26 protein-coding genes and 2 pseudogenes are annotated in these 25,702 nt (G+C 39.2%); all 28 read left to right on the top strand.

Annotated elements, in window-relative coordinates:
- The first annotated feature begins 49 nt into the window (after positions 1-49).
- The 28 genes and pseudogenes from BM415_RS09065 to BM415_RS08920 all read left to right on the top strand — a co-directional run bounded on the left by BM415_RS09065 (position 50) and on the right by BM415_RS08920 (position 25,523).
- Positions 50-2,095: a bifunctional diguanylate cyclase/phosphodiesterase gene (locus BM415_RS09065; protein WP_244533194.1), complete on the top strand. Its 2,046-nt coding sequence runs from the start codon at positions 50-52 to the stop codon at positions 2,093-2,095.
- 860 nt (positions 2,096-2,955) lie between these two features.
- A complete protein-coding gene (locus BM415_RS09060; RefSeq protein ID WP_091157022.1) occupies positions 2,956-3,492 on the top strand; it encodes a DNA topology modulation protein in 537 nt (178 codons plus the stop codon).
- Between the two features lie 204 nt (positions 3,493-3,696).
- The gene (locus tag BM415_RS09055) at positions 3,697-4,239 is read left to right on the top strand and encodes a ribonuclease FAU-1 family protein (RefSeq protein WP_091157021.1); all 543 of its coding nucleotides are present in this window, start codon (positions 3,697-3,699) and stop codon (positions 4,237-4,239) included.
- Between the two features lie 212 nt (positions 4,240-4,451).
- Entirely contained in the window at positions 4,452-5,114 is a 663-nt protein-coding gene (locus BM415_RS09050) for a 3'-5' exonuclease (protein ID WP_091157018.1), read from the top strand.
- A 251-nt stretch (positions 5,115-5,365) separates the two neighbouring features.
- Positions 5,366-5,734, top strand: coding sequence for an NIPSNAP family protein (locus BM415_RS09045; RefSeq protein WP_091157017.1), 369 nt, complete (start codon positions 5,366-5,368; stop codon positions 5,732-5,734).
- A gap of 265 nt (positions 5,735-5,999) precedes the next feature.
- Complete coding sequence (locus tag BM415_RS09040; RefSeq protein ID WP_091157014.1) at positions 6,000-6,485, top strand: hypothetical protein; 486 nt, start codon at positions 6,000-6,002, stop codon at positions 6,483-6,485.
- 527 nt (positions 6,486-7,012) lie between these two features.
- Positions 7,013-7,291 (top strand): NUDIX hydrolase, encoded by a 279-nt coding sequence (locus tag BM415_RS09035; protein WP_348272324.1) that lies wholly within the window; start codon positions 7,013-7,015, stop codon positions 7,289-7,291.
- 269 nt (positions 7,292-7,560) lie between these two features.
- Entirely contained in the window at positions 7,561-7,989 is a 429-nt protein-coding gene (locus BM415_RS09030) for an NUDIX hydrolase (protein ID WP_091157009.1), read from the top strand.
- 214 nt (positions 7,990-8,203) lie between these two features.
- Positions 8,204-8,674 carry a hypothetical protein gene (locus BM415_RS09025; RefSeq protein WP_091157007.1) on the top strand — a complete coding sequence of 157 codons (471 nt, stop codon included), beginning with the start codon at positions 8,204-8,206 and terminating at the stop codon, positions 8,672-8,674.
- A 215-nt stretch (positions 8,675-8,889) separates the two neighbouring features.
- The gene (locus tag BM415_RS09020) at positions 8,890-9,540 is read left to right on the top strand and encodes a DUF3885 domain-containing protein (RefSeq protein WP_091157004.1); all 651 of its coding nucleotides are present in this window, start codon (positions 8,890-8,892) and stop codon (positions 9,538-9,540) included.
- A 242-nt stretch (positions 9,541-9,782) separates the two neighbouring features.
- Positions 9,783-10,696: pseudogene (locus BM415_RS09015) on the top strand (Nif3-like dinuclear metal center hexameric protein).
- A gap of 279 nt (positions 10,697-10,975) precedes the next feature.
- A complete protein-coding gene (locus BM415_RS09010) occupies positions 10,976-11,158 on the top strand; it encodes a hypothetical protein (RefSeq protein ID WP_091157000.1) in 183 nt (60 codons plus the stop codon).
- Positions 11,146-11,442 (top strand): type II toxin-antitoxin system RelE/ParE family toxin, encoded by a 297-nt coding sequence (locus BM415_RS09005; protein ID WP_091156998.1) that lies wholly within the window; start codon positions 11,146-11,148, stop codon positions 11,440-11,442. Before BM415_RS09010 ends, BM415_RS09005 begins: the two co-directional genes overlap by 13 nt.
- A 218-nt stretch (positions 11,443-11,660) precedes the next feature.
- Positions 11,661-12,131, top strand: coding sequence for a hypothetical protein (locus BM415_RS09000; RefSeq protein ID WP_091156996.1), 471 nt, complete (start codon positions 11,661-11,663; stop codon positions 12,129-12,131).
- Between the two features lie 390 nt (positions 12,132-12,521).
- Positions 12,522-12,968 carry a GNAT family N-acetyltransferase gene (locus BM415_RS08995; protein ID WP_091156993.1) on the top strand — a complete coding sequence of 149 codons (447 nt, stop codon included), beginning with the start codon at positions 12,522-12,524 and terminating at the stop codon, positions 12,966-12,968.
- A 239-nt stretch (positions 12,969-13,207) separates the two neighbouring features.
- On the top strand, positions 13,208-13,456 hold the full coding sequence (locus tag BM415_RS08990; RefSeq protein ID WP_091156991.1) for a hypothetical protein: 249 nt from the start codon (positions 13,208-13,210) through the stop codon (positions 13,454-13,456).
- Between the two features lie 693 nt (positions 13,457-14,149).
- Positions 14,150-14,410, top strand: coding sequence for a hypothetical protein (locus BM415_RS08980; protein ID WP_091156986.1), 261 nt, complete (start codon positions 14,150-14,152; stop codon positions 14,408-14,410).
- A gap of 473 nt (positions 14,411-14,883) precedes the next feature.
- The gene (locus BM415_RS08970; protein WP_170862409.1) at positions 14,884-15,339 is read left to right on the top strand and encodes a GNAT family N-acetyltransferase; all 456 of its coding nucleotides are present in this window, start codon (positions 14,884-14,886) and stop codon (positions 15,337-15,339) included.
- A gap of 226 nt (positions 15,340-15,565) precedes the next feature.
- Positions 15,566-16,216 carry a hypothetical protein gene (locus BM415_RS08965; RefSeq protein WP_091156979.1) on the top strand — a complete coding sequence of 217 codons (651 nt, stop codon included), beginning with the start codon at positions 15,566-15,568 and terminating at the stop codon, positions 16,214-16,216.
- A gap of 150 nt (positions 16,217-16,366) precedes the next feature.
- Positions 16,367-17,302, top strand: coding sequence for an acetamidase/formamidase family protein (locus BM415_RS08960; RefSeq protein ID WP_091156977.1), 936 nt, complete (start codon positions 16,367-16,369; stop codon positions 17,300-17,302).
- A gap of 306 nt (positions 17,303-17,608) precedes the next feature.
- Positions 17,609-17,740 (top strand): annotated as a pseudogene (locus BM415_RS08955) (RCC1 domain-containing protein); the annotation flags it as partial.
- 514 nt (positions 17,741-18,254) lie between these two features.
- Positions 18,255-18,707, top strand: a complete 453-nt coding sequence (locus BM415_RS08950) for a VOC family protein (RefSeq protein WP_091156971.1) — start codon at positions 18,255-18,257, stop codon at positions 18,705-18,707.
- 217 nt (positions 18,708-18,924) lie between these two features.
- The gene (locus BM415_RS08945) at positions 18,925-19,434 is read left to right on the top strand and encodes a GNAT family N-acetyltransferase (protein ID WP_091156969.1); all 510 of its coding nucleotides are present in this window, start codon (positions 18,925-18,927) and stop codon (positions 19,432-19,434) included.
- A 334-nt stretch (positions 19,435-19,768) separates the two neighbouring features.
- Positions 19,769-20,803, top strand: coding sequence for a LacI family DNA-binding transcriptional regulator (locus tag BM415_RS08940; RefSeq protein WP_091156967.1), 1,035 nt, complete (start codon positions 19,769-19,771; stop codon positions 20,801-20,803).
- A gap of 170 nt (positions 20,804-20,973) precedes the next feature.
- Positions 20,974-22,236 carry an ABC transporter substrate-binding protein gene (locus BM415_RS08935; protein ID WP_091156965.1) on the top strand — a complete coding sequence of 421 codons (1,263 nt, stop codon included), beginning with the start codon at positions 20,974-20,976 and terminating at the stop codon, positions 22,234-22,236.
- Positions 22,237-22,339: 103 nt separating this feature from the next.
- A complete protein-coding gene (locus tag BM415_RS08930) occupies positions 22,340-23,227 on the top strand; it encodes a carbohydrate ABC transporter permease (protein ID WP_091156963.1) in 888 nt (295 codons plus the stop codon).
- Complete coding sequence (locus tag BM415_RS08925; RefSeq protein ID WP_091156960.1) at positions 23,220-24,065, top strand: carbohydrate ABC transporter permease; 846 nt, start codon at positions 23,220-23,222, stop codon at positions 24,063-24,065. Before BM415_RS08930 ends, BM415_RS08925 begins: the two co-directional genes overlap by 8 nt.
- 51 nt (positions 24,066-24,116) lie before the next feature.
- The gene (locus tag BM415_RS08920) at positions 24,117-25,523 is read left to right on the top strand and encodes a glycoside hydrolase family 30 protein (RefSeq protein ID WP_091156959.1); all 1,407 of its coding nucleotides are present in this window, start codon (positions 24,117-24,119) and stop codon (positions 25,521-25,523) included.
- Positions 25,524-25,702 lie beyond the last annotated feature (179 nt).

The following is a 25,702-nucleotide window of genomic DNA, read 5'->3' as shown; positions in this document are numbered from 1 at the left end:
ATTCAACAGCTCAGAGTGAAACATTTCAGAGCACATTAGGAGTGAAAAAATGATCATTCATGGGGATTACAACTACTATATAGTAGTGCTCTCCGTTATTATTGCAATTCTTGCGTCTTATTCTGCACTTAGTATTACGTCTAAAATATCGAATTCTAAAGGTAAAATGCAGCTCTTCTGGTTATTTGCCGGAGCCCTTGTGATGGGAGCTGGAATATGGTCTATGCATTTTGTTGGCATGCTGGCTTTTCATGTACATACGATAGTGGAATATGATGTATGGCTTACGGTGCTCTCCATGGTGGCGAGTGTCCTTTCATCCTTTGTTGCGTTTTACATCACTAAGCCCAAGAATGTCAGCCGGTTGAAAATCGCATTTGGCGGATTCTTCATGGGCAGCGGCATAATTACGATGCATTATGTAGGGATGGAAGCGATGATCATGCCGATGGACATCAGCTATGATCCCTTGCTCTGGATCCTGTCTGCGATTATTGCATATGCAGCTTCTTATGCAGCACTGTTCTTGTTCTTGAAGTTTCGAAATCAAGCTTCTGTCAGCTGGCTGAAATGGATATCCTCCATCGTGATGGGCTTTGCTGTCTGCGGAATGCATTACACAGGAATGAAGGCTGCTACATTTACTGGCGATGAGGACTATCTAAGCCATGGAGGACATGTTCATATGACTATGGATGATCATGCTGCTTCCGTGGATTTATTTTTGCTATACGGAGTGACCGTGGCTACATTCGTTATTTTACTTGTGTCATGGGGGGCCTTATTTCTTGACCGTCATGTGCTTGAGAGAATGGCTTATGAGGATAGCCTTACTGGGCTGCCTAATCGTAATGAGATGAATCGATTCTTTGATACTTATGCAGGAGATGAAGAGCTGGCGGTGCTATTCCTGGATTTGGATCAGTTCAAAGCGATCAATGACACACTCGGCCATGATATTGGGGATTTGCTCATTCAGGAGGTAGGCTCCCGCTTACAACAATTTGTTGATGTTGATCTGCAGGCTTATCGAATTGGTGGAGACGAGTTCTTGTTTATTATTAAGAATTGCAGCTTACAACAAGCTAAAGCCTATGCGGAGAGGGTCATCAAAGAAATTAAGAAGGTCCATCGTATTGAAGGAAATGAGCTGTATGTGACAGGCAGTATTGGAATCAGCATTGGATCCATTCAGCATACAGAGCGGTCTAGTCTGCTCAAAACGGCGGATACCGCCATGTACAAGGCCAAAGGGCTGGGTAAGAACCAGTATTGTATCTACACCGAGGATTTGGGTGTCAATGAAGTAAGGAAGATGGAGCTGGAGAAGGATTTGCTGCTTGCGATTGAGCAGCAGCAGTTCTATATGGTGTACCAGCCGAAGTGTAATGTGAGAACGAATAGTCTGGTCGGATTTGAGGCTCTGATTAGGTGGCAGCATCCTCGATTAGGTCAGATATCTCCAGCTGAATTTATACCGATTGCGGAAGAGACAGGGCTAGTGATTCCGATGACCAAATGGGTCCTGTTAGAAGCGTGCCGCCAGTGTAAGGAATGGCAGACACAAGGGATTCATCAGCCAATCTCCGTAAACTTATCGGTTCGATTATTTCAGACCGACAATCTAACCGAGTTAATCCCATGGGTATTAGAGGAGACAGGACTTGAGCCTGAAATGCTGGAGCTTGAAATTACCGAATCTATGGTTTTTCACAATATCAATGACATCATTCAGCAGCTGCATAAGATTCGCAATTCAGGCGTTCGTGTTTCCATGGACGACTTTGGAACAGGATACTCCTCGATAGGTTTACTGGATCGACTTCCGCTCGACTCCCTGAAGCTGGATCGGTTGTTTACATATGATCTGGACACGCCTAGTAAGCGCGCCATCGTTCATGCCATTATATTGATGGCTGAGAAGCTCCAGCTAGAAGTGATCGCGGAGGGCGTAGAGAATGAGGAGCATATTGAGTTCTTAACTGAGCTCGGCTGTTATGTCATGCAAGGATATTACTATGGAAAGCCGATGAAAAATGAGCGGATTGGGCAGTGGGTTAGAGATTTTAATGTACCAGAGACGATTAGCAGTTAAGCTAAGAGTATAGGATTTCATTCAATTGTGTGATAGACAGGCTGCCATCTAGTATGGTGGTCTTTTTTATATGAATGATGGGCATTTGGATGTTAGTAAAACAACTTTCAAGCTGGTTTATGCGTCATCTGATGGAGGAGGGGGCGTAATGAATAACAGAGAAACAGCTGAGGAATTCACAAAAAGTGATAAGTTCTGCAAAAGTGAAGCAACAGATAATTCAGCAAATTCATGCTATGGGTTCTGATAAGCTCAATTACTGTCATTATGGTTCTGTTCATTCTAAGCTCCATAGATCCGTATGATCTTTATTTTAGCGGGAATTCACTTCTTTCAGTGGGTTCTTAGGTTTTATGATGGCTTTAATAGTTCCATTATCCATATTTATGTTTTTGCTCTTATTTATCATGCTGATGCTTCATGACCGACTGAGAAGGTTATTTTGGCTGTACAAAATAAATTACGTATTATCTGTTGTTGAGCGGAGCGTGGCATTACTTCTGAACGATGTATGGAAGCCAGATTGGATTATGTTCTACTTCTGTTCGCTCATTCCCGTATGGCTGAAATAAGCTTCATCCTGGATCAGAAGTTAATGTTAAGCTGCATTTTGAGAAAGGGAAATGATAGGCTATTGGATTTAGGTAATCGTGGTATAATTAGGAAGTTAGACACCATGCATTCTTGTATCTGATGAGTAGACTCTGGGTGGTGTGTTGTTGAATAGCTAATCTGTCTGTTTGAGGTTCGCAGATATTGGTTGCGAGAGGATATTTACGAAGTTCAGAGATAAAAGAGTTAGAGGAAATTATTGCAACATTTGAAGTGATTTTAAACCATTAATAATCAGGAGAACACGAATGAAGAGAATTATGATAATTGGATCTGGAGGATCAGGGAAATCTACACTTTCAAGTAAACTCTCAGAAGTTTTAGGATTACCTTTGTACCATTTAGATTCCTATTATTGGAAACCTGGATGGATTGCAACCCCTAATCACGAATGGGATGAATTTCAAAGAAAGCTCATTCTAAATGATGAATGGATTATTGATGGGAACTATAATAGGACATTAGATATTAGAATTTCGAGAGCAGATACAATAATTTTCCTCGATTTACCTCCGTGGATAACTACTTTTAGAGTCATTAAACGAAGAATTAAATACCATAGAAGAACGAGACCTGATTTAAATGAAGGATGTCCTGAGCAATTAGATTGGGAGTTCATTAAATGGGTATGGAATTTCAGAAAACAAAAAAGACCAGGAGTACTCGAAAAACTACAAAAATATGAAAAAGTAAAGAAAATAATAATACTTAAAACACCAAGAGAAGTAACAAACTTAATAGATCAATTAAATAGTAAATTCGAAGAAGGCAATAACATCCTCTAACATCGTATCTACGCTTCGGGGCTTACGCCCCTTGGTATGCAGGAGGAATTTCGACGAAGGATATTCAGCAGACAACCCTGCACTGGGTAAGTCCGTCGGACCCGGCGCTATAGCGCCTTAACCAGTGAGGGTTCGTAGATACAAGAACGTTATCGGAAATTAATGCAAAGAAAATAAAATATGAAAGTAATTAGGAGGTGTGAAATGAAAAGAAAACATGCAGATCGATTAGACTGGCATCGAGTAATAAAGAATGATTTTGTAAGCAGGTTTTTCGATGAGGCAGTCTTCAAAGGGCATATTACCTTAATCAGTATCCATGAAGTAACGGAACCCTTAATAAGAAGAATTGCGGATCAAGAAATCTGTTTAGTCGATGAAGGTTATTATTGGATGCAGCACTTTCCTGAGGAAGCAAATTATTGTGTTACTACAATGCTTAATAAGAAGAAAGAAATAGTTCAATGGTATTTCGATATAACCAAGAGCAACGGTATAAGCGAGGAGGGTATTCGATATTGGGAAGATCTTTATCTAGATGTTATCGTTTTTCCTAACGGTGACTTTTATATGAAGGATGAGGATGAGCTAGAAGAAGCTTTAAATAGTAATCACATCACAGAAGAGGAATACATACTGGCTAAGAATACAGCGGGAAATTTAGTAAGGGAAATTGAAGCAAAGCAACATTCTATATTCAAGAACACTATGAAACACTTTAATTACATGATTCAGGCATCTCAATGAAGGCATTAACATCCGATAACAAAGTATCTACGCTACAGGCCGTTCGGCCCTTGGTCTGCAAGAGGCATTTCAAGGAGGTCACTCAGCAGACAACCCTGCGAGGCTAAGTCCGTTGGACCCAGTCGCTAGCGCTCCTTTAAGCCTCTCGGGTTCGTAGATACAGTAACGTTAGCTGAAATTACTGCAAGATTTTAATTGGGGGGTTGGAATCAATGGAGATTAAGAATATTTCGGATATAGATTATCTTGTTTCAGGATTATCAATTAAAAACATTCATTCACAGAAGTTTTGTGTGTTTGATTTTGAATCAACAGGAATAAATCATGAGACAGAATTTATTACTCAAATTGGTGCCGTCATAATAGAGAACAATATTATACAAGAAAGAAAAACGTTCAATACATATATTAAATCTCCAAAACCAATACCAGAAGCGGTTGAACGATTCACTGGAATTTATAATACGGATATAGAAGGCGCGCCAGTATTACAAGAAGTATATAACGACTTTGTGAAATTTACTAAAGAATGTATTTTAGTTACTCATGCAGGATATGAATTTGATTTACCTTTACTAAAGAATGAATGTGTCAGAAACCATTTACCAATGATAACGACTCCATGCATAGATACTAAAGCATTATTTTCCTATTTACACCCAGAAGTAAAGGACATTATATGGACAGACTATTTGATTCACTACTATAAGATTTACGATAAGGATCTTAGAAGACATGATGCATTAGGGGACAGTATATTAATTGGACGAATCTTTTTAAGAATCATGGAAGAATTTGAGTCGAGAAATATAAGGGATATTGAATTTATAGATCCTGTAACAGTAAAGAGATTTCAGATCAAACCCTTAGTGTAAGTTGGTCGAAGAAGGCAATAACATCAGCTAACACCGTGTTCCCACTGCGGGGCTAACGCCCCTTGGTCTGCAAGAGGGATTTCGAGGAAGCATATTCAGCAGACACACCTGCACCGCCCAAGTCCGCAAGCGGACCCGGCTCCTACGGAGCCTTAGGACGGTAAGGCGTCGGGAACACAACAACGTTATCGGAAACATCCGAAGTGCGAAAGGTCCAAGAACAATACATCTAAATTACAGGAGGCTACACAATGTTTTATCGCAGAAAGTTTTATATCGTCAACAGTGACTTTGTTGACATCTTTAATAAACATTTCATTGAAACCAATTTACCAAATCAGTTGAAGAATGGAGCTCGTCTAGTAGGAAGATGGATGGCTCAACATTCAGAGAATACAACTGAAATATTTGCTATTTGGGAATATGATAGCTATGAAAAATATGAAGAAATTGAACGGCTTGTAAGAAGTGACAAAGAACATAATAAAAAGATCGTTGATTGGTATGAAAGATATGGGGGCAGAGATCATGTATACAGGGAATATCTTATTGAAGTAAAAAACGAAGAATTAATCTCTACATTGTCAGACGAAAAAGGGCAATTCAGGACCATAAAATAATAATAATGAGATCTATTTATGAGTTGTTCGAGAAGTCGGATGCATCCGATAACACCATATTCACGCATCGGGCCATTCGGCCCTCGGTCCGGCATTAGTTAGAAGTGGAATCGAAGAGGCATTTCAGCAGCAGGGAAGTATTTCAGCCGGACACATCCCACCACCTAACCGCATCGCGGCCGCCCTTCGGGCTTAAGGTGGTAGGACGTCGTGAATACAAGAACGTTATAAGAAATTGGTGCAAGTGCGAAAGGATCAAATCTCAATGAACATTATTAATGCACTTATTGAAGTGGCAAGAAGAATAAATCAAAAAGACATTCCCTATGTTATCGGAGGTTCGACTGCAACAGCAATAAATGGTTGTACTTCAATTAAACCAAACGATATTGATGTAATTTTGCAGAATCCCGGAGATGTAGAGAAAGTAGTATTTATATTTGAAGATTTCTTATCAGAGTCGCAAGCGTCTGAGATTACAAATGTTGCTGACTGGTTTTCTACTAAATCAAGGGCTGTTATAGATTTTGTAGATCCTTTTAATAATACTTGGACTTTTGCTCGTGTACTTATCAATGATATTAAGTGGAAATTGCAAATATATGTCCAACTTCTGATTTTGAATATGTCCCAGAAACAGGTATATGGGAGAGTGGTCCAATTATTTGGCCATACATCAAGCAAGTCATTCTTGAGGGCACGACTATTTCAGTATTACCTTTGGAAATTCAATTGGAAACGAATTGAATAGAAACCTTGAAGATAGAATTGCCAACATAATCGATGTCTTTAGAAGAGTAGGGTATAATTCTGATTTACTTAAGTTCTCACTTAGTAAAGAGAATTATCAAAGAATAAAGGAAATCGTTTAAGGTCTACACGAGGAAGGCGCCAACATCTTATAACAACATATTCACGTTTCGGGCCATTCGGCCCTCCGTCCGGCCGGAGTTAGATGCGGATTCGCAGAGGCATTTCATTATGAGGAAGCGAATCAGCCGGACACATCCCTCTACCTAACCGCATCTCGGCCGCCCCGTTGGGGCTTAAGGTGGAGGGACGTCGTGAATTCAACAACGTTATACGCAACCCTTGCTATAGTAAATAAAAGGAAAGAGGTACAAAATGAAGCGATCCCATGATGCCTCAGGAATTATCATTATTGATGAGCATAATAGAGTGCTATTGGTTCATCAAACATATGGAAAGAAACAATAGTCTGTACTAGGCGGAGTAGTAGAAGAAGGTGAATCAGTGTGGGATGGTTAAAGAAGAGAACTGAAGGAAGAAGTCAATATTGAAGTCAATGAAATGGATTTATCAGGTATCTATTTTATGTCTCATCGGAATGGATACATTTATACTTTTAAGTCAGATGGATATGTTGGTCGCATAGAAGTTGATAATAAAGAAATAGATGAATATGGATTTTTTGATATTGATAATTTACCAAGACCGATTTCAAATTTTACAGTAGAAAGATTGATAGATGCAGTAACGAACAATAAAACCGTATTTAAAGATCAACACATTGATAATTACCTCCTAATAGAATGAATAAAGAACAATATGATAATCACTTAAGGGGGCAAGGGCAGCGTATAACACCATATTCAAGCTTCGGTCCATCCTGCCCTCGGTCCGGCAGAAGTACGATGTTATTCGCAGAGGCATCTCAGTAGCGGGGAAGCATATTCGGCCCGACACATCCGGACCACCTAACCGCATCGCGGCCGCCCTTCGGGCTTAAGGTGGTGGGACGTCGTGAATACAAGAACGTTATATGAAAGATATTCAGATCTAAATCAGAAGGGAAGTCAAACATAATGATCAGAGTCGATGTAGCTTATTCCTTAATTACTGATCCAACCAATTCCAAAATATTAATGGTAAGGAATGTAGATGATTATAGTGACCGATGGTCACTTCCAGGCGGGGCTGTTGAAAGAGAAGAATCATTAGACCAAGCAGCAGTAAGGGAAGCTAAAGAAGAAACTGGACTAGATATTAAAGTTCATGGAATAGTGGCAGTAAATGAATGTAAATTTCCGAAAAAAAGAGAACATGTAATATTTATAACATTTAAAGGTGAGATAATCGGTGGAAATGAAGAAATAGTTAGACCTAATGAAATTTCTGAAATAGCTTGGATTGATATAGAGAAGGCTGAACAATTAATGCCTTACTATAAAGATGGATTAAGAAGATTAATAGATGGATATGAAATAACATATTTTAACGAAGGCAATAAGTAATTTTGTGAGTTGTTCGAAACGGCATATCCTTCATATAACAAAATATTCACACTGCGGGCCATTCGTCCCTTGATCTGCCAGGAGTGTTTTCGAGGAAGAAGAATCGGGCAGATACATCCATTCCCCAAGATAAGAGCTATCTATGGGGAATGGACGTCGCGAATACACCAACGTTATATGAAACCTCGGTATTGTATGAAAGAAGGAAAAACAAATGAATAAGGAACAGTATTTTGAAGATCTTCAAGATATAATAAACGATTTAATTTATATCGGTTCCTCTGAAGCTGATCTTCAAGAAGAAATTGAAACAAATATGTGGAGAATCTCGATTTCTCCTGAATTGATTAATCAAATTACAACTGACGATTTCAACGAATTTATAAATAAAGTTATACAGAATCGGAAAGATCAAATAGAAAGCTCTAGTTCAAATCTAGGTATGTATTTATATTTATGGTTTGATATTATGGCAAGTCAATTAAGATTCAATCTGATATCTGACATAAACAAGAAATTACCATTTAGCTGTGAAATACGAATATTGAATAATCCAAGAGAAATACTTGATGATTTTTTAGGGTCCCCATTTCATAATGGGTTACCAATAGAAGGACATAATGATGACTCAGAAGATAAAGAATATATATTAAAGATTTATAAATTGCAATTAAAAAAGGACTAATATGAAAGTAAACCGAAGATGACCGAGGCATCGCATAACATAATATTCACGCTACGGGGCTTACACCCCTTGGTCGTCCGATGTATAATCATGGAAGATAACTCGGACGACACACGAGCCGGCCTAAGATAAGAGCTATCTAAGGCCGGCTCGCGTCGTGAATACAGAAACGTTATGTGCAATGGCTGGAAAGCAAATTAAAGAGGTGAATCGAATTGTCAGTTGATCAGTATATGAAAGATCATTTTCCAAGTTTGATACTAAGACCGCCATTATTTTATAGCTGGGATATAGGTATTCGATTTGAGCTTGGCGATCCACATTTATACGATGTAGATAAAAATCAGTACATGGATCGAGTATATAGTAGATCAATTGAATTGTTTAAAGAATTGTTTGTAAAAGATGATGATCTCTTACTCGTTACAAATGCCTATTTCGCTTATAAATTAAAAAACCAAATTAAAAAGGTAAACCTATACCGAAGATACATAAAGAATAGACAAATTCTATGGAATCTAAAGCTAAATGTAATTCCGGATATCTTTGCAGAACCAGATGAAATTCCCGACGAGGACAATAAAACATATCGATTTCAAATAGCTTGTAAAGTAAGTGATTTAGATTATCTAAATTTAATTAAAGCTATCTGTAATAAGGATTTGGGAACTAAGCCATCAATTAAACATGATGTTTTCTTCATCAATCTTGGTAAAGGCATTATTTTTCATATTTACGACGATCGTGGATGTGATGTAGTTTCCAATTCTACTTCAGTACTAAAGAATATTTTTATTAAGTACAACGACTGGATATTAAATTATGATAGGGAATCTATTAATAAGATATTTGAGGGAATTATCTAAGAAGCCAGCCACAGCATATAACATTATATTCACGCATCGGGCCATTCGGCCCTCGGTCCGGCAGAAGTTAGATGTGGATTCGATGAAGCATTTCAGCTGTAGGGAAGTGGATACAGCCGGACACATCCGCACCGACTAACCGCATCGCGGCCGGACCCTGGCGGGTCCCTTAAGTCGGTGGGACGTCGTGAATACGGGAACGTTAGATGAAACCGGCGCAAAACTGAAAGGAGAAAAATATTATGATGCTACTTGATCAAATTAAAACTGAATTGGATTCTTTATTTGATATTAATAAGTTAAATAAAGATCCTGCATTTAGTAGATTTATCCCAATGGTGTATGACCCCTTACATTTTAATTGGAAGAGCAAATTTGAAGTTGCATTTACAGAGAGATTTAATGGCCTGATGATTAAAGGAAGCCAAGAGGTTAATACAATATATCTAACTGTTTTTCCAACGGATGATGTAGTTAGTGAATTTATTAAAGATGCTTCTGAAGGTGATCTATTATTTATGCATCATCCAATCCCTATGGAATGTGGTGATCCAAGAGGAAATTGGGGTAGAGGATTTATTCCAATTTCAGTAGACTTAATTGATGAATTAATAAATAAGAGACTTTCCGTTTATACTTGTCATGCTCCATTAGATTACAATCGTAAAGTAGGCACAAGTGATGCATTAGCAGAAGCATTGAATGCTATAGTTGTCGATGAGTTTTGTGAATATGGGAATGGGTATGCTGGGCTGATATGCGATATTCAAATAACAAATACAAAAAAATAATTGAAAGCTTAATAAATTTATGTGAAATACCGTATGTTGATTTTGAAGGATTAGAACACGAAGAGATAACAAGAATAGCCATTATTGCTGGGTGTGGTGATGTGGTGTCAGATATGAGAATTGCAGAAAGTAAAGGTGCACAAGCGTACATTACTGGTGAAATCCATTGTCATATTGATAACGATTATGGTAGACACAAATATCAATTAATGAAAGATTACATATCGGAAACACAAATGTCCCTAATTGGATTATCACATGCCGCATCTGAATTTTTTGTTATGAAGACTCAAATGAAGAGTTGGATTGATAGGGAATTGAACGTTAATACAAAGTTATTAAGGCAGAGAAGATGGTGGGTTTAATCGAGAAGGCGCAGGCATCATCTAACATAGTGTTCACGCTGCGGGGGTCAAGCCCCCTTGATTCGCCCGAGGTTATAAAGCTGGAAGTAGTACACGCGAATAACCTTGCGAGGCTAAGTCTTCGACCCGGCGCGTTGCGCCTTAAGCCTCTCAGGTTCGTAAACACAAGAACGTTATACGAAACATGAAGTAGGGCATAAGATCAATAAGCGTCTAACAACGAAATGATTTGTGTATTATAATAAGGAAAGACATTAAGATCTAGAGAGGTGATCTAACGTGAGTGTAAAGGACGAAGTAATTAAATTGATTCAAGATCTTCCTGATAATGTAACAGTTGAAGACATCTTATATAAACTATATGCCAGAGCAAGAATTGAAGAGGGAATCAATGAATTAGATGCAGGACGAGGGATATCTCATACAGAAGTAATGGAGAAAATAAAATCATGGCTGAATTAGTATGGTCACCAAGGTCATTAAAAGATCTTGAAATCATTTATGAGTACATTAAACAAGATTCAATTGAACAAGCCAGAGAGTTTGTTAATGAATTGATTTATGAAACGAGTACAATAATTGATTTTCCTTATAAGGGACGACTAGTACCTGAATTAAATAGAGACGAAGTAAGAGAAAAGATTTATAAGAGTTATCGAATTATTTATAGAATTACAGAAACCAATATCGAATTGGTTACTTTTTTACACCAATCAAGACGATTAATTAAACAAGAATATAAGTGACATCATGATTTATTAGTTTGTACTTCATGATGTCTTTTTTATCGAATGAATAGAGTGTGGGCTAATTCAAGTATGCTTCGTATAACAACATATTCAAGCTTCGTCGCTTTTGCTCTTGGTCCGACAGAGGCTATAGCAAGGAAGTGAAATCAACCGGACACACCCAACAAAGTCGAGCGTCGTGAATACAGAAACGTTATAAGAAATGGAGGCAAGTGATGAATACAATCAATAACAAAGCAATAATAGGTTTGCTTGCTGTATTCATGATATTTACTGCTGTTGTTCTTTACTCGTTTTTAACAGACGATTCAGAAGAGAAATTTATGGAACAACTATCTTTGCACCAGAAGATAGAAGAACAGGATATTGATAGTATTAGAATGAGTAAAGTTGTTCTTATTAACTCGACTTTTAAACATATTGATATAGATCTAAGTAAAGACCAGATTCACAGAATCATTACAACATTTAATTCTTTATCTCCAAAAGAAACAAGTTGGAAAGATACGTCAAATCCAAGCATTGTATCAGGAATTGCAATTAGATTAAAGGATAGATCAGAAGTAAGAATTCAATATGATAAAGAGAATATCTATGTTTCAAGAGGAGAAGTGAAATATATTATTGAGAGCAGTCAATTAAAGAGAATATTTGATGATGAATTAATGAACAAGAAAAACATTTGAAAGTATATTCGAGATGGCCCCCACATCTTATAACACCATATTCACGCTTCGGGCCATTCGGCCCTCGGTCCGGCAAGAAGTTAGAAGTGAACTCTAAGAAGGATTTTCAGTAGCAGGAAGCGGAATCGGCCGGACACATCCCCCCACCTAACCGCATCTCGGCCGCCATTCGGGCTTAAGGTGGTAGGACGTCGTGAATACACGAACGTTATACGAAATTCATTGAAATAGTCTAATAAAATATGAATAATCAAATAGCATGAAAGGAGTGATGTAATATGAATAATACGAATAAGAGTAAAACCAACAGTGATTTAAGAGGTGTTTTGATTTAACACAGAGGAACGATTAAGTGATTCCTCTGTGTAACTTGACTAGGAGGAATCTAAAATGGCAATTAGTTTGAAGCCTGTATCGGTTAATAACTGGTATAACTGCACCCAATTGGAAGTAACAAAAGATCAAAAGAAAGTATTCCCAGCCCCAATAGTATACTGGATTGCTGAATCTAAGTATGTCACTGACTTTGAACCGATGGCGATCTATTTTAGTGCGGATATTATAGGTTTTATTGTGTATTGTAAGATACCGGATAATGAGGGTAACTATTGGATTCCAGCACTGATGATTGATGAAAGATACCAGGGAAAAGGGCATGGAAAAGAATCGATGAAAGAATTGATAGAATTAATGAAAGAAACATTGAACTGCCAAAGAATTATGATTGGACATAGACCCGAGAATACAGTTGCAGGTAATCTATATGAATCTCTGGGATTTGAAAGAGTAAGTAAAGAATTAATTGACGGTGAAGTGGTTCGTCGTCTTATGACTTAAAAGAATTGATTAATTATTCAAAGAAGTCAATGAACATCGCATAACAATGTATTCATACCGCGGTCGCTGACGCTCCCTGGGTCTGCCCGCGGCACTTTCGAAGAAGCGGATTCAGGTAGACAACCCTGCAAGGCTAACTGGCAGAGCCACCCGATCTCTAAACGCTCCCTTAAGCCTTTCGGGTTCATGAATACGGGAACGTTATCTGACATAAACCTATTACATTTTAGGAGCAAATAATGAATATCACTTTCTCGAAATGGGTGCAATATTATCGAAGAAATAATCAAAACCTCAAATATATTCATTGGGATGACAACTATAAATTAACAACTAATGAAAGAGAAATAATCATTAAGTCAATTCAACAGTTTCAATTAGGAGAAAACTCTGAAGGTAAACATCTAATTAAACGTGCGCAAGAATATGTACACCAGACACAAGATCAGGATTACTATGAAGCACTTATAGAATTCATTAAAGAATAACAGAGGCACGCTAGAGATCTAGGCAGATTTATGAAGGTACAGGGAATCCCACTCCTTCGTAGACATTGGGTGGACAATGTATTTAGAAGATTACGTCGATATGCGAGTCTAGAACAATCAGTCATTGTTCTATTAACTGCTGAGATCATTGCTAAGTTGTACTATAAAGCCTCGCAAAAATCTACAAAGTCAGAAGTATTAATAGATTTATGTAATCAGATTTTAAGTGATGAGGAGAAACATGTTCAGTTTCAATCCGAAACACTTCATAAATTTGCTCAAAATAGAAGCGTTCTCTTTAACAGAATAGTTTATATCCTTCGTAGAATCCTTTTTGAAGGAACGCTAATTATAGTGTGGTATCAACATAAGCCTGTATTTAAAGCTGGGGGATATAAACTCAAAAGTTATTACTACGAATGCCGTCATGAGTTTAACTTAACAAAGAAGATTATAGCTAATTCGCAGTAGAGGTTTACGTCAGATAACATTATATCCAAGATTCGGGTCCTGACGCTCCCTCGGTCAGCCCGAAGGGAATTGGCAGGGAAGTGGAATCAGGCGGACACATCCGCACCGACTAACCGCATCGCGGCCGCCCCTAACGTGGCTTAAGTCGGTGGGACGTCGTGGATACAGTAACGTTATAGGAAATTGGTGTAATGAACATAATAAGTATCTTTGGGGGTATTCATGAAGCTGGCTATTCGAAATGCAGAAATAACAGATTTTGATTCTCTTTTAGGACTGATAAAACAAATACAAGAATTACACTCTAATGCTCGAAATGATCTATATATGCAGACGGATAGACCACTTGTAGAAAAGTATTATCAAGAACTTCTAAACAAAGATAATCATTATATTTATGTTGTAGAGGAAACAAATAATAGAGAGGTAATAGCTTATACAATACTAAAGATCGAAACAATTGCTGGAAGCTTAATCATGTAAGATCGAAAAACCCTATTTGTGAATGAACTAACAGTGAACGAGAAATACCGAGGACAAGGTATTGGTAAGTATCTATTTGAATTCGTAATAAAAAAAGGAAGGGAATTTAAAGTTCAAAGTATAGATTTAACTGTAGCCGAATTTAACCAATCAGCTATTGGATTTTATAAGAATATAGGAATGAAGACTAGAAGTAGAAGGATGGAATATATTATTAGCTGATTCGGGGAAGACACCATCATCCTATAACAACATGTTCACGTTTTGTCAGGTTCGCTCCTCGGTCCGGCAAAAGTTGAGAGGCGAGGAAGTGGAATTAGCCGGACAACCCTGCAAGGCTAAGTGGCTGAGCCACCCGGCAAGAATTAATCGCTGTGCTTGATTGATCTGCAGCTTAAGCTTTCGGGTTCGTGAATACAAGAATGTTATGTGAAAGATGTGTAAACCATGTAATAAATGAGGTGAACACTACGATGCATATTGAAAGAGTTACTTGTCTAGAAGAGTATAATTTTTATTTGTTGTTGGATGAGAGTATGTCTGAGGGATATAAATTTGTTCAGAAATTACTTGATGAATACATGCAAGGAGATAATAGATTTAATAAGTTTGGAGAATCGTTATTTGTAGCAATAATTGAAAAGGAAGTCATAGGGGTATGTGGTTTGAATATTGATCCCTATCTCAAGTTCAATGATGTTGGTCGAGTGAGACACTTATATGTTTCACCGATACACAGAAGCAAAGGAGTAGGGAGTAAACTTTTAAGAATTATTGAAGATGAAGCAAGAAAGTATTTTAGGATATTAACTTTATATACTGAGAACCCAATTGCTGATAGGTTTTATAGAAATATTGGTTTCTTAAGAGCAGAAGGAATAGATAAAGCAAGTCACGTATTGAACTTGGAAAGGAAAACTGGAGTATAAATGAAAACGCAGATATTTCAGAGAAGGTCGATCCATCACATAACAACGTATCTACGCTGCGGGCTCTGCCCTTGGTTCGCAAGATGAGGATGGCAGAGGTGTCGATTCAGCTCATAACCCTGCGAGTCTAAGTCCGTCGGACCCGGTCGCCTGCGCTCCCTTAAGCCTCTCGGGTTCGTAGATACAAAATCGTTATAAGAAATTGGTGCAAAGAGAGAGGAATATTATGCAAACTTACGCTCACTTTGTTTCGAAGAAAATAGAGAACGAGATAAAGATATTCAGACACCATACGGAGTTTCATTCTACTAATGGTCCTGGGGAGGTAATAGGATTAGTGGTCATGATGAACCCAGGAGACGCAAGACCAATTAATGAAACCCTCTATAGACGGCTCGAAAATTTTGAATATGAAACTAACGAGCCGGTTCTGACAGTACCCGATAATACAATGAAGAAGGTTATGCGGATGATCGAGGAGGCTTACTATCAAGATGGAATTACACTTCCAGATAAATACTCAATTCATATTGAAAATATATTTAATATTCGTGAAAAAAATAGTGATAAGGCTAAAAGATATGCAAAAAGTATAAGCGGAATGAACCATTTAATGTTTAAATCGAGAGAATTATTGGACAATTATAATTTTGTGTTTATAGCTTGGGGCAAGTTAGATATAGGGATAGAACGTCAAAGAGACATCCTTACAAAATACCCACAAGCAATAGTGGTAAATAAATTAAACTACAAAGGTACACTCTTGGATGTTAGTTATCCAGTACATCCTCTATACATGAAAACAGAATATTTTTTAAAGGCATCAAAAGGTAAGATAAAGGTTAGATTGCTCGAAGAAGACGCCAGCATCTTATAACATTGTGTTCACGCATCGGGCATACACCCTCGGTCCGGCAGAGGGATTTCGTGGAAGCTTTAGCAGCCGAACACATCCGACTCCGTCGGACGTCGTAAATACAACAACGTTATAAGAAATTGACGCAAGCATAATATTGGAGGTTATTTCATGACCGTATTTAAAGTGAATCCAGATCGAAGTAATTTATACGGCTCTTTATCTGCTGAATTTGATCCTATATTAACAATTAGTTCCGGAGATACCGTTCAATATTCAATATTTGATGCTGGTTGGGGCACACCGTCTAATGAAGGGAAGAGAATAAAACCATTTGAAAGACGAAAAGAAATTGATTCTGGACATGCTCTTTGTGGTCCTATAGAAATAATAGATGCAAAAAAAGGGATGACATTGGAAGTTAGGATAAATGAAATCATTCCAGGTCCCTTTGGCTTTACAGCTGCGGGTCAATATCCAAATTGGCAAAATCAAAAACTGGGATTGACCGATTACAAAGAGATTGTTCTTCAGTGGGAGCTAGATCATAGAACTATGATTGGAAAAACAACAATAAATGATCAAGTATTTTCAGTGGGTCTCAAGCCTTTCATGGGTATATATGCGATGCCTCCTGAACAAGGGGGAGTCCATATTACTTGGCCACCTCGGTTTTGTGGTGGAAATATAGATTGTAAAGAGCTAACCAAAGGAAGTGTGTTATATCTTCCCATCTCAGTAGACGGTGCCTATTTTTTTGTTGGGGATGGTCATGCTGTACAAGGGGATGGAGAAATCAGTTGCCAAGCGATTGAGTGTCCTATGGAGTTTGTTGAACTAACTTTTACAGTACGTAAAGATATGAATCTTTCAATGCCAATAGCTAATACCCCTAATGGCTGGGTTAGTTTTGGATTTCATGAAGATTTAAATGAAGCTACGGTTCAAGCTATGGATGGGATGTTAAATCTTATGTGTAAACTTTTTAATCTTAATCGTGTTGAAGCTATTGCATTAGGAAGTACAGTGGTTGATTTAAGAATTACTCAAGTTGTAAATGGAGTTAAAGGTGTGCATGCTGTACTTCCACATGGTGCATTACGATGAATAGCTTATTCACAGATGGCGTCAACATCTTATAAAACACTGTATCTACGTTGTGGGCTACGTCCTTGGTTCGCAAGAAGTAGTAAGCAGAGAAGAGGATTCAGCTCACAACTCTGCAAGGCTAAGTCTGTCGGACCCTGTCGCTAGGCTCCTTAAGCCTCTCGGGTTCGTAGATACAAGAACGTTATAAGAAATCAGGGGAAAGCCTGTAACAAGAAGAAGCAAGAGCAGAAAGTTCTACTTTCCTATCCCATGTTTCATTCAATGGGTGAAATCGATAAGATTTTCGAATAGAACTTGTTTTTGATGGAGATAAACATGAACTCCATTTCATCGAACAATATTATAGTTGCAGGTAGGCGTCATACTGTTGGTGTTAAATCTGACGGAACGGTAAAGGCTGTGGGTGATAATAATTATGGCCAATGTATTGTAAGTGATGAAACATTTCATTATTACAGGAACGTCGAGAGGTATAGGTGAGGAAGTATCTAAGGTGCTTCTTGAAGAAGAAAACTATGTTTATGGTATATCTAGAGGAGACTCGACTAGATTAAGTGGTTACAAGAGATATCACCATTACAATTATGTGTTAAGCTATGTATCAGGAATTGAGAGTTTGCTTAGTAGGATTCTTAATCAAATGAATATAAAAATAAAGTAATGATTTGTCTTATTAATATCGCAGCGTTGCTCGAACCTTTGAAATCAGGATGATTATTAAAGTATTCTGATGGAAAGTTCGGAGAAGGCGTTGACATCATCTAACATAATATCTTGCTAAGGGCCGTTCTCGGATAAGAACTTTGTAATTAAGCGAAAGAAGAAATGAATATTGAATTGTCGTCAACAATTGTTTACAAAGCAGCATCATTTTAGAATAATTGAAGTTTTGATTTGAACAATACCGAAATTGATGAAGTAGCAAATTTGTACACGAGGAGATAAATATATGACAATTAACAAATTACTAAGAATGGACAATGTTGGCATCGTTGTAGAATCTATTGATAACGCAGTCTCTTTCTTCGAGGAGATTGGTTTGATCCTTGAAGGGAGAGCCAATGTTGAAGGCGAGTGGGCTGGCCGCGTAACCGGACTAGGTTCTCAGTGCGTAGAGATTGCTATGATGGTTACCCCAGATGGTCATAGCCGAATCGAACTTTCGAGATTTCTCACTCCACCTGCAATATCAGATCACCGGACTGCTCCTGTAAACTCCCTTGGCTATCTACGTGTCATGTTTACAGTTCAAGACATTGACGAAATGGTAACCAGACTAAGTAAGTATGGTGCTGAGATCGTTGGCGAAGTGGTACAGTATGAGGACTCGTATCGGCTCTGCTATATTCGTGGAATCGAAGGACTTCTAATTGGTTTGGCGGAACAACTCGGCAGCAAATAACTAAGTGGCGATTACGTGAGCTCGGAATATAAAGTCCATTTTCAAGTGAAGTATTAAAACGCCTATGGAAATTGACAGAGTTATCCCAGTACGCATTCTTTCGTACAGGACCTAGAGGAGACATAAATTCAGGGCCCTAGCAATAAAGTTAGGGCTATTTCTATTTGAAGAAGATAATATGAAAAGTTCAAGAAGACGAGTAAGTTAGGAGAAATAAATGAACAGAAATAACAATTCAGTATCGATAAAGCTAAGAAGTTTAACTGTAGATGACTATAGCAAAGTTCTAAATTGGAGTAAGGACGATTCTTTCTGTTCAGTAAATGGATGGGAGAAGAATAGAAGCCCTAAAGAATTATATAAATGGTGGCTGAGTTGTGTAAATAATGCTGCTGAAGATTTTATTCGATTGGGAATCGAATTTAATGAAGAGTTAATTGGATATGCTGACTTGGCCTGTATTAAAGCTAATTCTGCTGAATTAGGTATTGCAATCGGTGAGAGTAGATTGTGGGGGAAGGGCATCGGATATTTATCAGCTATATCTATGATAGACTACGCGTTAAACAATTTAGGAATTACAGACTTTAACGCAGAAACACACGACTCAAATATTAGATCCAGAAAAATGCTTGAGAGAATAGGCTTCAAAGAAGTTAGTAGAATGGGTAGTGAAGCGTATTTAGGAATCGACACACAACTCATTCAATACAGATTAACTTTATGAAGGGACACAATCGTTAGCAAAGTCAAAATATAAGAACGCTTGTACGTAGATGGGAAGTAAAATATAACGGACAAATGTAGGTGGTCTCTTTGTAATGCCTTTAAGTGTCACAAACAATTTAACCAGAATTCGTCATGTCTATATTAGGGAAATATATGCAGTGGTAAAAGATAATGTAATAGCATTGGGAGTTTCCCATCTACGAAAGCTATTATTAATAATAGCTTATGTGGAGATTGGGATTAGTTTAATGTCATTAATGAAACCCATATCATCATTCCTGCTAATTTGATATGATAATTTGGAAATTAAGAGTTAAAGGAAGGGTATACATATGACACCAATCACGATATATGATATTGCACGTGAAGCTGATGTATCGGTTTCTACAGTTTCAAGGGTGCTGAATGATACTGCACCTGTACGCGCCAGCACCAGACAGAAGGTGTTATCGATCATAGAAAAGCACCAGTTCCAGCCCAATGCGCTCGCTAGAAGTTTGATCAAGAAAGAGACAGGGACAATAGCAATTATACTGCCTGATATTACAAACCCGTTCTTTCCAGAAGTGTTTTCGGGGGCTGAGAATGAGGCTCGGGGCCTAGGGTATACCTTCTTTCTATGCAACACAGGGGGAGATCATGATCGAGAAAGTGAATACTTATCTATTCTTCGCGAGAAAAGGGTGGATGGCATCATTTTTCTCGGTGGCAGGGTTAACTTGCAGAATTGCCCGGAGGATATGGCTCAGGAATTGAACGATATCGCGGAGCGACTGCCGATTGTATTGGTGAATGGAAATTTACCCAAGAGCCGAATTCACCGGGTCTATACAGACGAAGCTGCAGGAGCTGTACTGGCTGTTAAGCATCTATTAGATCTGGGACATCGTGAGATTGCTTTTGTCGGAGGTTTGCAGAAAATGTCTACGACCATGCTTAAAGTAAAGGCTGTTCAGAAGACGCTGAAGGAACATGGCCTTGAGATTCCAAAAGATCGTTTACTTCTGGGCAGTTTTTCAATTGATGATGGTAAAAGGTTGATGTCCGAGCTGCTAGAACAGGATAACCGACCAACAGCAGTCATGTGTGTAAACGACTATACAGCTATCGGTGCAATCAAAGCAACGATTGAACATGGCCTTTCTATTCCCAAGGATGTCTCCATTGTTGGATATGACGATACACCGCTTGCGACAGCCGTTATTCCCGAGCTGACCACCGTATCCCAGAATACCTATCAGCTTGGCAAGCTCGCAGTTGATATATTACATGAGTTAATTCTTCAGAAGAAACCGAGAAGGAATACAACTTTGCAGCCAGAGCTGATTGTAAGGCAGAGCACTGGTCCTGCCCCTGCTAAGATATAAGGAGCCAAGAAAAGAAAGCGTTGACATATAATGGTCGTGAGGAATATAATGGGTCCGTAAATGAAACCCCTTTCATTAGCTGGAATGGGTTTTAAGTTTCAATGTTATGAAACCCATTTCATGAAATGGGTTTCATAAATTCTCCAAATTATATTGAGGGGGCGTCCAGTATGAAGAGAGGCTTTAGAATCATTCCATTACTTTTGTTGATCATGGTCATGATCATAAGTGGCTGCAGCAATGGAGATAGTGGAGCTGCATCCGACGGCCAGGTTAATCTCAACATGACCATATGGGGTTCTGAGGATGAGAAGAAAATTTATGAGGAACGGCTCGCCATTGTCAAAGGAAAGTATCCCGAAATTAATGTGAAACTGAATGTTGTCGCAGGTGACTACGACCAGAAAGTACAGACCATGATTGCTGGAGGTACAGCCCCAGATATTATGATGATAGCAGAGAATTATCAAGCGTATGCAAGCAAGAATCAGATTATTCCACTCGATGATTTAATCACAGCGAACAATGTGAATATGACGGAACGCTATTCCGATGACATTTCGAAGCTAATGAAGTATGAAGGTAAACAGTATGGCATGCCGGATCGTGCAGGTGCCATGGTGCTCTTTTATAACAAAGACTTGTTTGATCAGGCTGGTGTGGAATACCCGACAAAGGATTGGACTCAGCAAGATTTACTCGATGCTGCTCAAAAACTTACCATCAAGGAGAACGGAAAGACGGTGCAGTGGGGCTATTATCCAAGCAGCTGGTGGCCGCAATGGATGCAGCTGATCTACCAGAATGGCGGTTCACTGTTCGATGAGAACGGCAAGCCTACTTTTAACACTGAGCCTGTACGAAATGCACTGCAATTTATGAATGATCTAACTTTTAAGTATGGGGTAAGCCCAACGCCAACCGAAATCGCAGATATGGGGAATATCGGTGCAGATCCGCTATTTGCACAAGGAAAAATTGCAATGGAAACGACTGGTTTCTGGAATATTGGTTCACTGGCACAAGTAGAAGGCATTAACTGGGACATATCACCGGTCTGGGGTGTAACGAATGCGTTCTTTAACGGATTTACAATTACGAATGATTCCAAGCACAAGGAAGAGGCATTTAAGGTCATTGAAGCGCTGACAACCATTGAAGCCCAAATGCCTATGATCGATGCTGGCCAGGATGCTCCTGCAACCAAGGCAGGACTAGAAAGTGACGCATTCCTTAATGCAGAGTACGGTGGCAAGAAGATAAACATGGCTGCTTTTAGTGATTCCGAGATCTATGCAGAACCGCTTAATCCGCAGTGGAACGAAATGATGAAGCTGATTAACGATAAGCTGGGCGTATACTTCAATGATAAAGCGACCCTTGATGATACGGTTACTCAGATTCAGAGCGGATTGGATAGACTGTATCAGTAAACAGACGTTCGATTATACGGTAATATTTGTAGTTCAGAGATGGGAGAAAGATGAAATCCGGGTGCGGATTTCGTCTTATCTCTTGTTATAGGGAGGGTTTGACGTGAGACAAAAGGACGGAAAATGGTTCTATCTCTTTATCTCGCCTTGGCTGATCGGATTTATTAGTCTGACTCTAGGCCCGATTCTGTTCTCAATCTATATGAGCTTTACGAATTGGGATCTGTTTCAGTCACCAACTTTTATCGGACTGGATAATTACAAGACATTGCTGACGGATGATCCTCTATTCTGGAAATCGGTGGGGAATACCTTCTTCTATGCGCTGATTTCAATACCGCTCGGTATGGCCATTTCATTATGGATCTCTTATTATCTGAACAAAAAAATTAAAGGGATCACTTTTTTTCGAATTCTATTTTATCTTCCTTCGGTCGTTCCTGTTGTAGCAAGCTCCCTGTTATTCGTCCATTTACTGGCTCCAACCGAAGGACTTATTAATAAGACCTTATCCATCTTTGGTATTCAAGGTCCTGCCTGGCTGCTCGATCCGAATTGGGTGAAACCGGCCCTTATACTGATGTCTCTTTGGGGAGTTGGGGGCGGAGTCGTATTGCTCCTTGCAGGAATGAAGGGGATTCCACAAGAGTTGTATGAGGCAGCCGCGATCGATGGGGCGAAGAGCGCACAATCCTTCTTCCACATTACCTTTCCAATGCTGACACCTGTCATCTTTTTTAATCTAGTGACGGGTATCATCGGGGCGCTGCAAACTTTTGCACAAGTATTCATCGTTACATCAGGGGGGCCTGACAATGCCAGTCAGATGGTGGTTCCTTATTTATTTCAAAATGCATTCCAATTCTACAAAATGGGCTATGCTTCAGCGATTGCATGGGTGCTGTTTATCATGATCATGGCATTAACCCTGTTGGTCTTCCGTTCATCAGCTCTATGGGTGCACTATGAGGAGGGAAAGGATAATGGCTAATCTATCTACCACCGAAAAAGCGGTCTCCTACATATTCTTGATACTCGTAGGTGTGCTCCTGGCCTCACCATTTATGTACATGATCTCCATTGCCCTTGCCAGCGAGTCTACAACCGTACAATCTGCCTTTACATTTATCCCACGAGAGTTCCAGGTGTCTAATTTCCTAACGATATTCACAAATAACAATTTAGGTACTTATCTAAAAAATTCAATCATCATTACATTCTTTACGATTATTGGCTCGGTCCTGTCTGCATCCGTTGTTTCGTATGGATTTGCCCGCATCAAGGCGAAGGGAAGTCGCCTCTTATTCATTGTTCTACTTAGCACCATGATGATACCAGGTGAAGTTACGATGGTACCGCAGTTTATCATTTTCCGACATCTTGACTGGATTAACACGTTTTATCCCTTAATTGTTCCGAGCTTTTTTGCTGGAGCCTTCAATGTATTCCTTATCCGGCAGTTCATCATGAGTATACCAAAATCATTGGATGAAGCAGCCATGATCGATGGCATGGGGCATCCCGGAATCTACTTTAGAATCATCATGCCGCTAACCTATCCGATACTTACTGCAATCGCTATCTTTTCGTTCTCTTGGAACTGGGGCAATTTCATGGGGCCTCTCATCTATATTAATGATCCTGAGAAAATGCCGCTCGCACTGGGTGTGCAGCTGCTCACTACCGTTGGTGGTGGACAGATGCCTCCGTGGAATTTAGTCATGGTCGCCTCGTTGTTCTTGACGATGCCTATGGTGCTGGTCTATCTATTTGGTCAGCGTTATGTATATGAAGCAAATATAACTGGTGGAAGCAGTGGTATAAAGTAACGGGGAACTGCTGTAAGTTGACTTTATTTATACTGCTGGAGGGGAGATCTAATGAACAAATCTAATTACGAAGCAGATACATGGATAGCGCCTTCGAGTGATGCCGTCCGTTTGAAGCTGCAGGACGCATATGAACATTTTGAGGGCTGGGGAACTTCATTAGCTTGGTGGGCGCATGAATTAGGTCAATGGGGGAATCAATCCAAGTTAAATGAAGTTCTGGATCTCGTCTTCGACCTGGAACAAGGGCTTGGTTTAAACATCGTCCGTTATAATATCGGAGGTGGAGAGAATCCAAACATGCAGAAGCTGAGACCCGGAGGTGATGTCCCTGGTTTTCAACCTGAGCCTGGAGTATGGGACTGGGAAGCGGACACAGGTCAGCTTAATGTACTGCAAGGTGCGCTGAAGCGTGGTGTTAACATTACCGAAGCATTCTCGAATTCCCCGCCATATTGGATGACGATTAGTGGGTCAGTTACAGGCGCAGTCGAAGGTGGAAACAATTTGAGAGAAGACCAATATGACGCTTTTGCCGATTATCTTACCGAGGTGGTATTGCATTATCGTGATCAATGGGGCATTATTTTCCGTACGCTTAACCCTCTGAATGAACCTTCTTCAAACTGGTGGAAAAAAGGAAATATTCAGGAGGGCTGTCACTTTACAGTTGACAAGCAAGCGGAGATTATTCAAAAAACAGCGAACTCTCTAGTTCAAAAAGGGCTGATAGGCACGAACATCAGTGCAGCCGACGATAACAGCATTGATGAAACGGTGAAAAGCTTAAATAACTATGATGACAATACATTGAATGTGATCGCTCAGATCAACACGCATTCCTATCATGGCAGCTCTATGGAGGAATTGAGAACGCTGGCCAAAGGACATGGGAAAAGGTTATGGATGTCTGAATACGGAACAGGCGGAACAGAGCCACATCATCATGAGGATATGGTCTCGGTTCAGGAGCTGGCAGAACGTATCATGCTGGATCTGAGTATTATGCAGCCTTCAGCATGGATTTATTGGCAGGCGGTGGAGGATGAGGGGGCAAATAATAATTGGGGATTCATCCATGCAGACTTTGGTAGGTCAGAGCAATATGACATCACTAAGCAATACTACGGTATGGCCCATTTCAGTAAATTTATCCGTCCGGGTTCGCTGATCATACCGACGAGTGATTGTCGTACACTTGCTACATACGAAAAGATGAGCCGACAGCTCGTGCTCGTGATTCGTAATGAACGTTCAGCTGAGGACAAGGCGGTTGAGTTAACTCATTTTAACTATCCAGATACTGCAGTGGCTCAAATGTATGTAACCTCTCCAGCACATAATCTGGAGAAGTTAGATGATATGCATGTACCAGCAAATGGACAACTGACACTGAATATTGGTGCAAACTCAATAACGACTTTGGTTATTAATGAAGTTACACTTAGAGAGTCATAATCAATAGAGTTATAAAATTTAATTAATTAATGTATAATAATGGAATATTAATCAGACGATACACGAGCCGGCCAAAGATAAGAGCTATCTATGGCTGGCTCGTTTTTTCACTATATGAACGAAATGCAAAAATGTAATTAAGAGATATTGGATAGTTCTTTGACAACTTCATTGAAAAA

The sequence above is a fragment of the Paenibacillus sp. 453mf genome (assembly GCF_900116105.1).
Lineage (GTDB): Bacteria > Bacillota > Bacilli > Paenibacillales > Paenibacillaceae > Paenibacillus > Paenibacillus provencensis.
This window is presented reverse-complemented; position numbering and strand designations above follow the sequence as displayed.

Coding starts and splice junctions, on each gene's coding strand:
- BM415_RS09050 (WP_091157018.1), top strand. CDS start 4,452: ATGGAGATTAAGAATATTTCGGATATAGATTATCTTGTTTCAGGATTA.
- BM415_RS09055 (WP_091157021.1), top strand. CDS start 3,697: ATGAAAAGAAAACATGCAGATCGATTAGACTGGCATCGAGTAATAAAG.
- BM415_RS08960 (WP_091156977.1), top strand. CDS start 16,367: ATGACCGTATTTAAAGTGAATCCAGATCGAAGTAATTTATACGGCTCT.
- BM415_RS08995 (WP_091156993.1), top strand. CDS start 12,522: ATGGCAATTAGTTTGAAGCCTGTATCGGTTAATAACTGGTATAACTGC.
- BM415_RS09000 (WP_091156996.1), top strand. CDS start 11,661: ATGAATACAATCAATAACAAAGCAATAATAGGTTTGCTTGCTGTATTC.
- BM415_RS08945 (WP_091156969.1), top strand. CDS start 18,925: ATGAACAGAAATAACAATTCAGTATCGATAAAGCTAAGAAGTTTAACT.
- BM415_RS09005 (WP_091156998.1), top strand. CDS start 11,146: ATGGCTGAATTAGTATGGTCACCAAGGTCATTAAAAGATCTTGAAATC.
- BM415_RS08925 (WP_091156960.1), top strand. CDS start 23,220: ATGGCTAATCTATCTACCACCGAAAAAGCGGTCTCCTACATATTCTTG.
- BM415_RS09040 (WP_091157014.1), top strand. CDS start 6,000: ATGAACATTATTAATGCACTTATTGAAGTGGCAAGAAGAATAAATCAA.
- BM415_RS09030 (WP_091157009.1), top strand. CDS start 7,561: ATGATCAGAGTCGATGTAGCTTATTCCTTAATTACTGATCCAACCAAT.
- BM415_RS08950 (WP_091156971.1), top strand. CDS start 18,255: ATGACAATTAACAAATTACTAAGAATGGACAATGTTGGCATCGTTGTA.
- BM415_RS09060 (WP_091157022.1), top strand. CDS start 2,956: ATGAAGAGAATTATGATAATTGGATCTGGAGGATCAGGGAAATCTACA.
- BM415_RS08965 (WP_091156979.1), top strand. CDS start 15,566: ATGCAAACTTACGCTCACTTTGTTTCGAAGAAAATAGAGAACGAGATA.
- BM415_RS08940 (WP_091156967.1), top strand. CDS start 19,769: ATGACACCAATCACGATATATGATATTGCACGTGAAGCTGATGTATCG.
- BM415_RS08990 (WP_091156991.1), top strand. CDS start 13,208: ATGAATATCACTTTCTCGAAATGGGTGCAATATTATCGAAGAAATAAT.
- BM415_RS09045 (WP_091157017.1), top strand. CDS start 5,366: ATGTTTTATCGCAGAAAGTTTTATATCGTCAACAGTGACTTTGTTGAC.
- BM415_RS08920 (WP_091156959.1), top strand. CDS start 24,117: ATGAACAAATCTAATTACGAAGCAGATACATGGATAGCGCCTTCGAGT.
- BM415_RS08935 (WP_091156965.1), top strand. CDS start 20,974: ATGAAGAGAGGCTTTAGAATCATTCCATTACTTTTGTTGATCATGGTC.
- BM415_RS08970 (WP_170862409.1), top strand. CDS start 14,884: ATGCATATTGAAAGAGTTACTTGTCTAGAAGAGTATAATTTTTATTTG.
- BM415_RS09065 (WP_244533194.1), top strand. CDS start 50: ATGATCATTCATGGGGATTACAACTACTATATAGTAGTGCTCTCCGTT.
- BM415_RS09025 (WP_091157007.1), top strand. CDS start 8,204: ATGAATAAGGAACAGTATTTTGAAGATCTTCAAGATATAATAAACGAT.
- BM415_RS08980 (WP_091156986.1), top strand. CDS start 14,150: ATGAAGCTGGCTATTCGAAATGCAGAAATAACAGATTTTGATTCTCTT.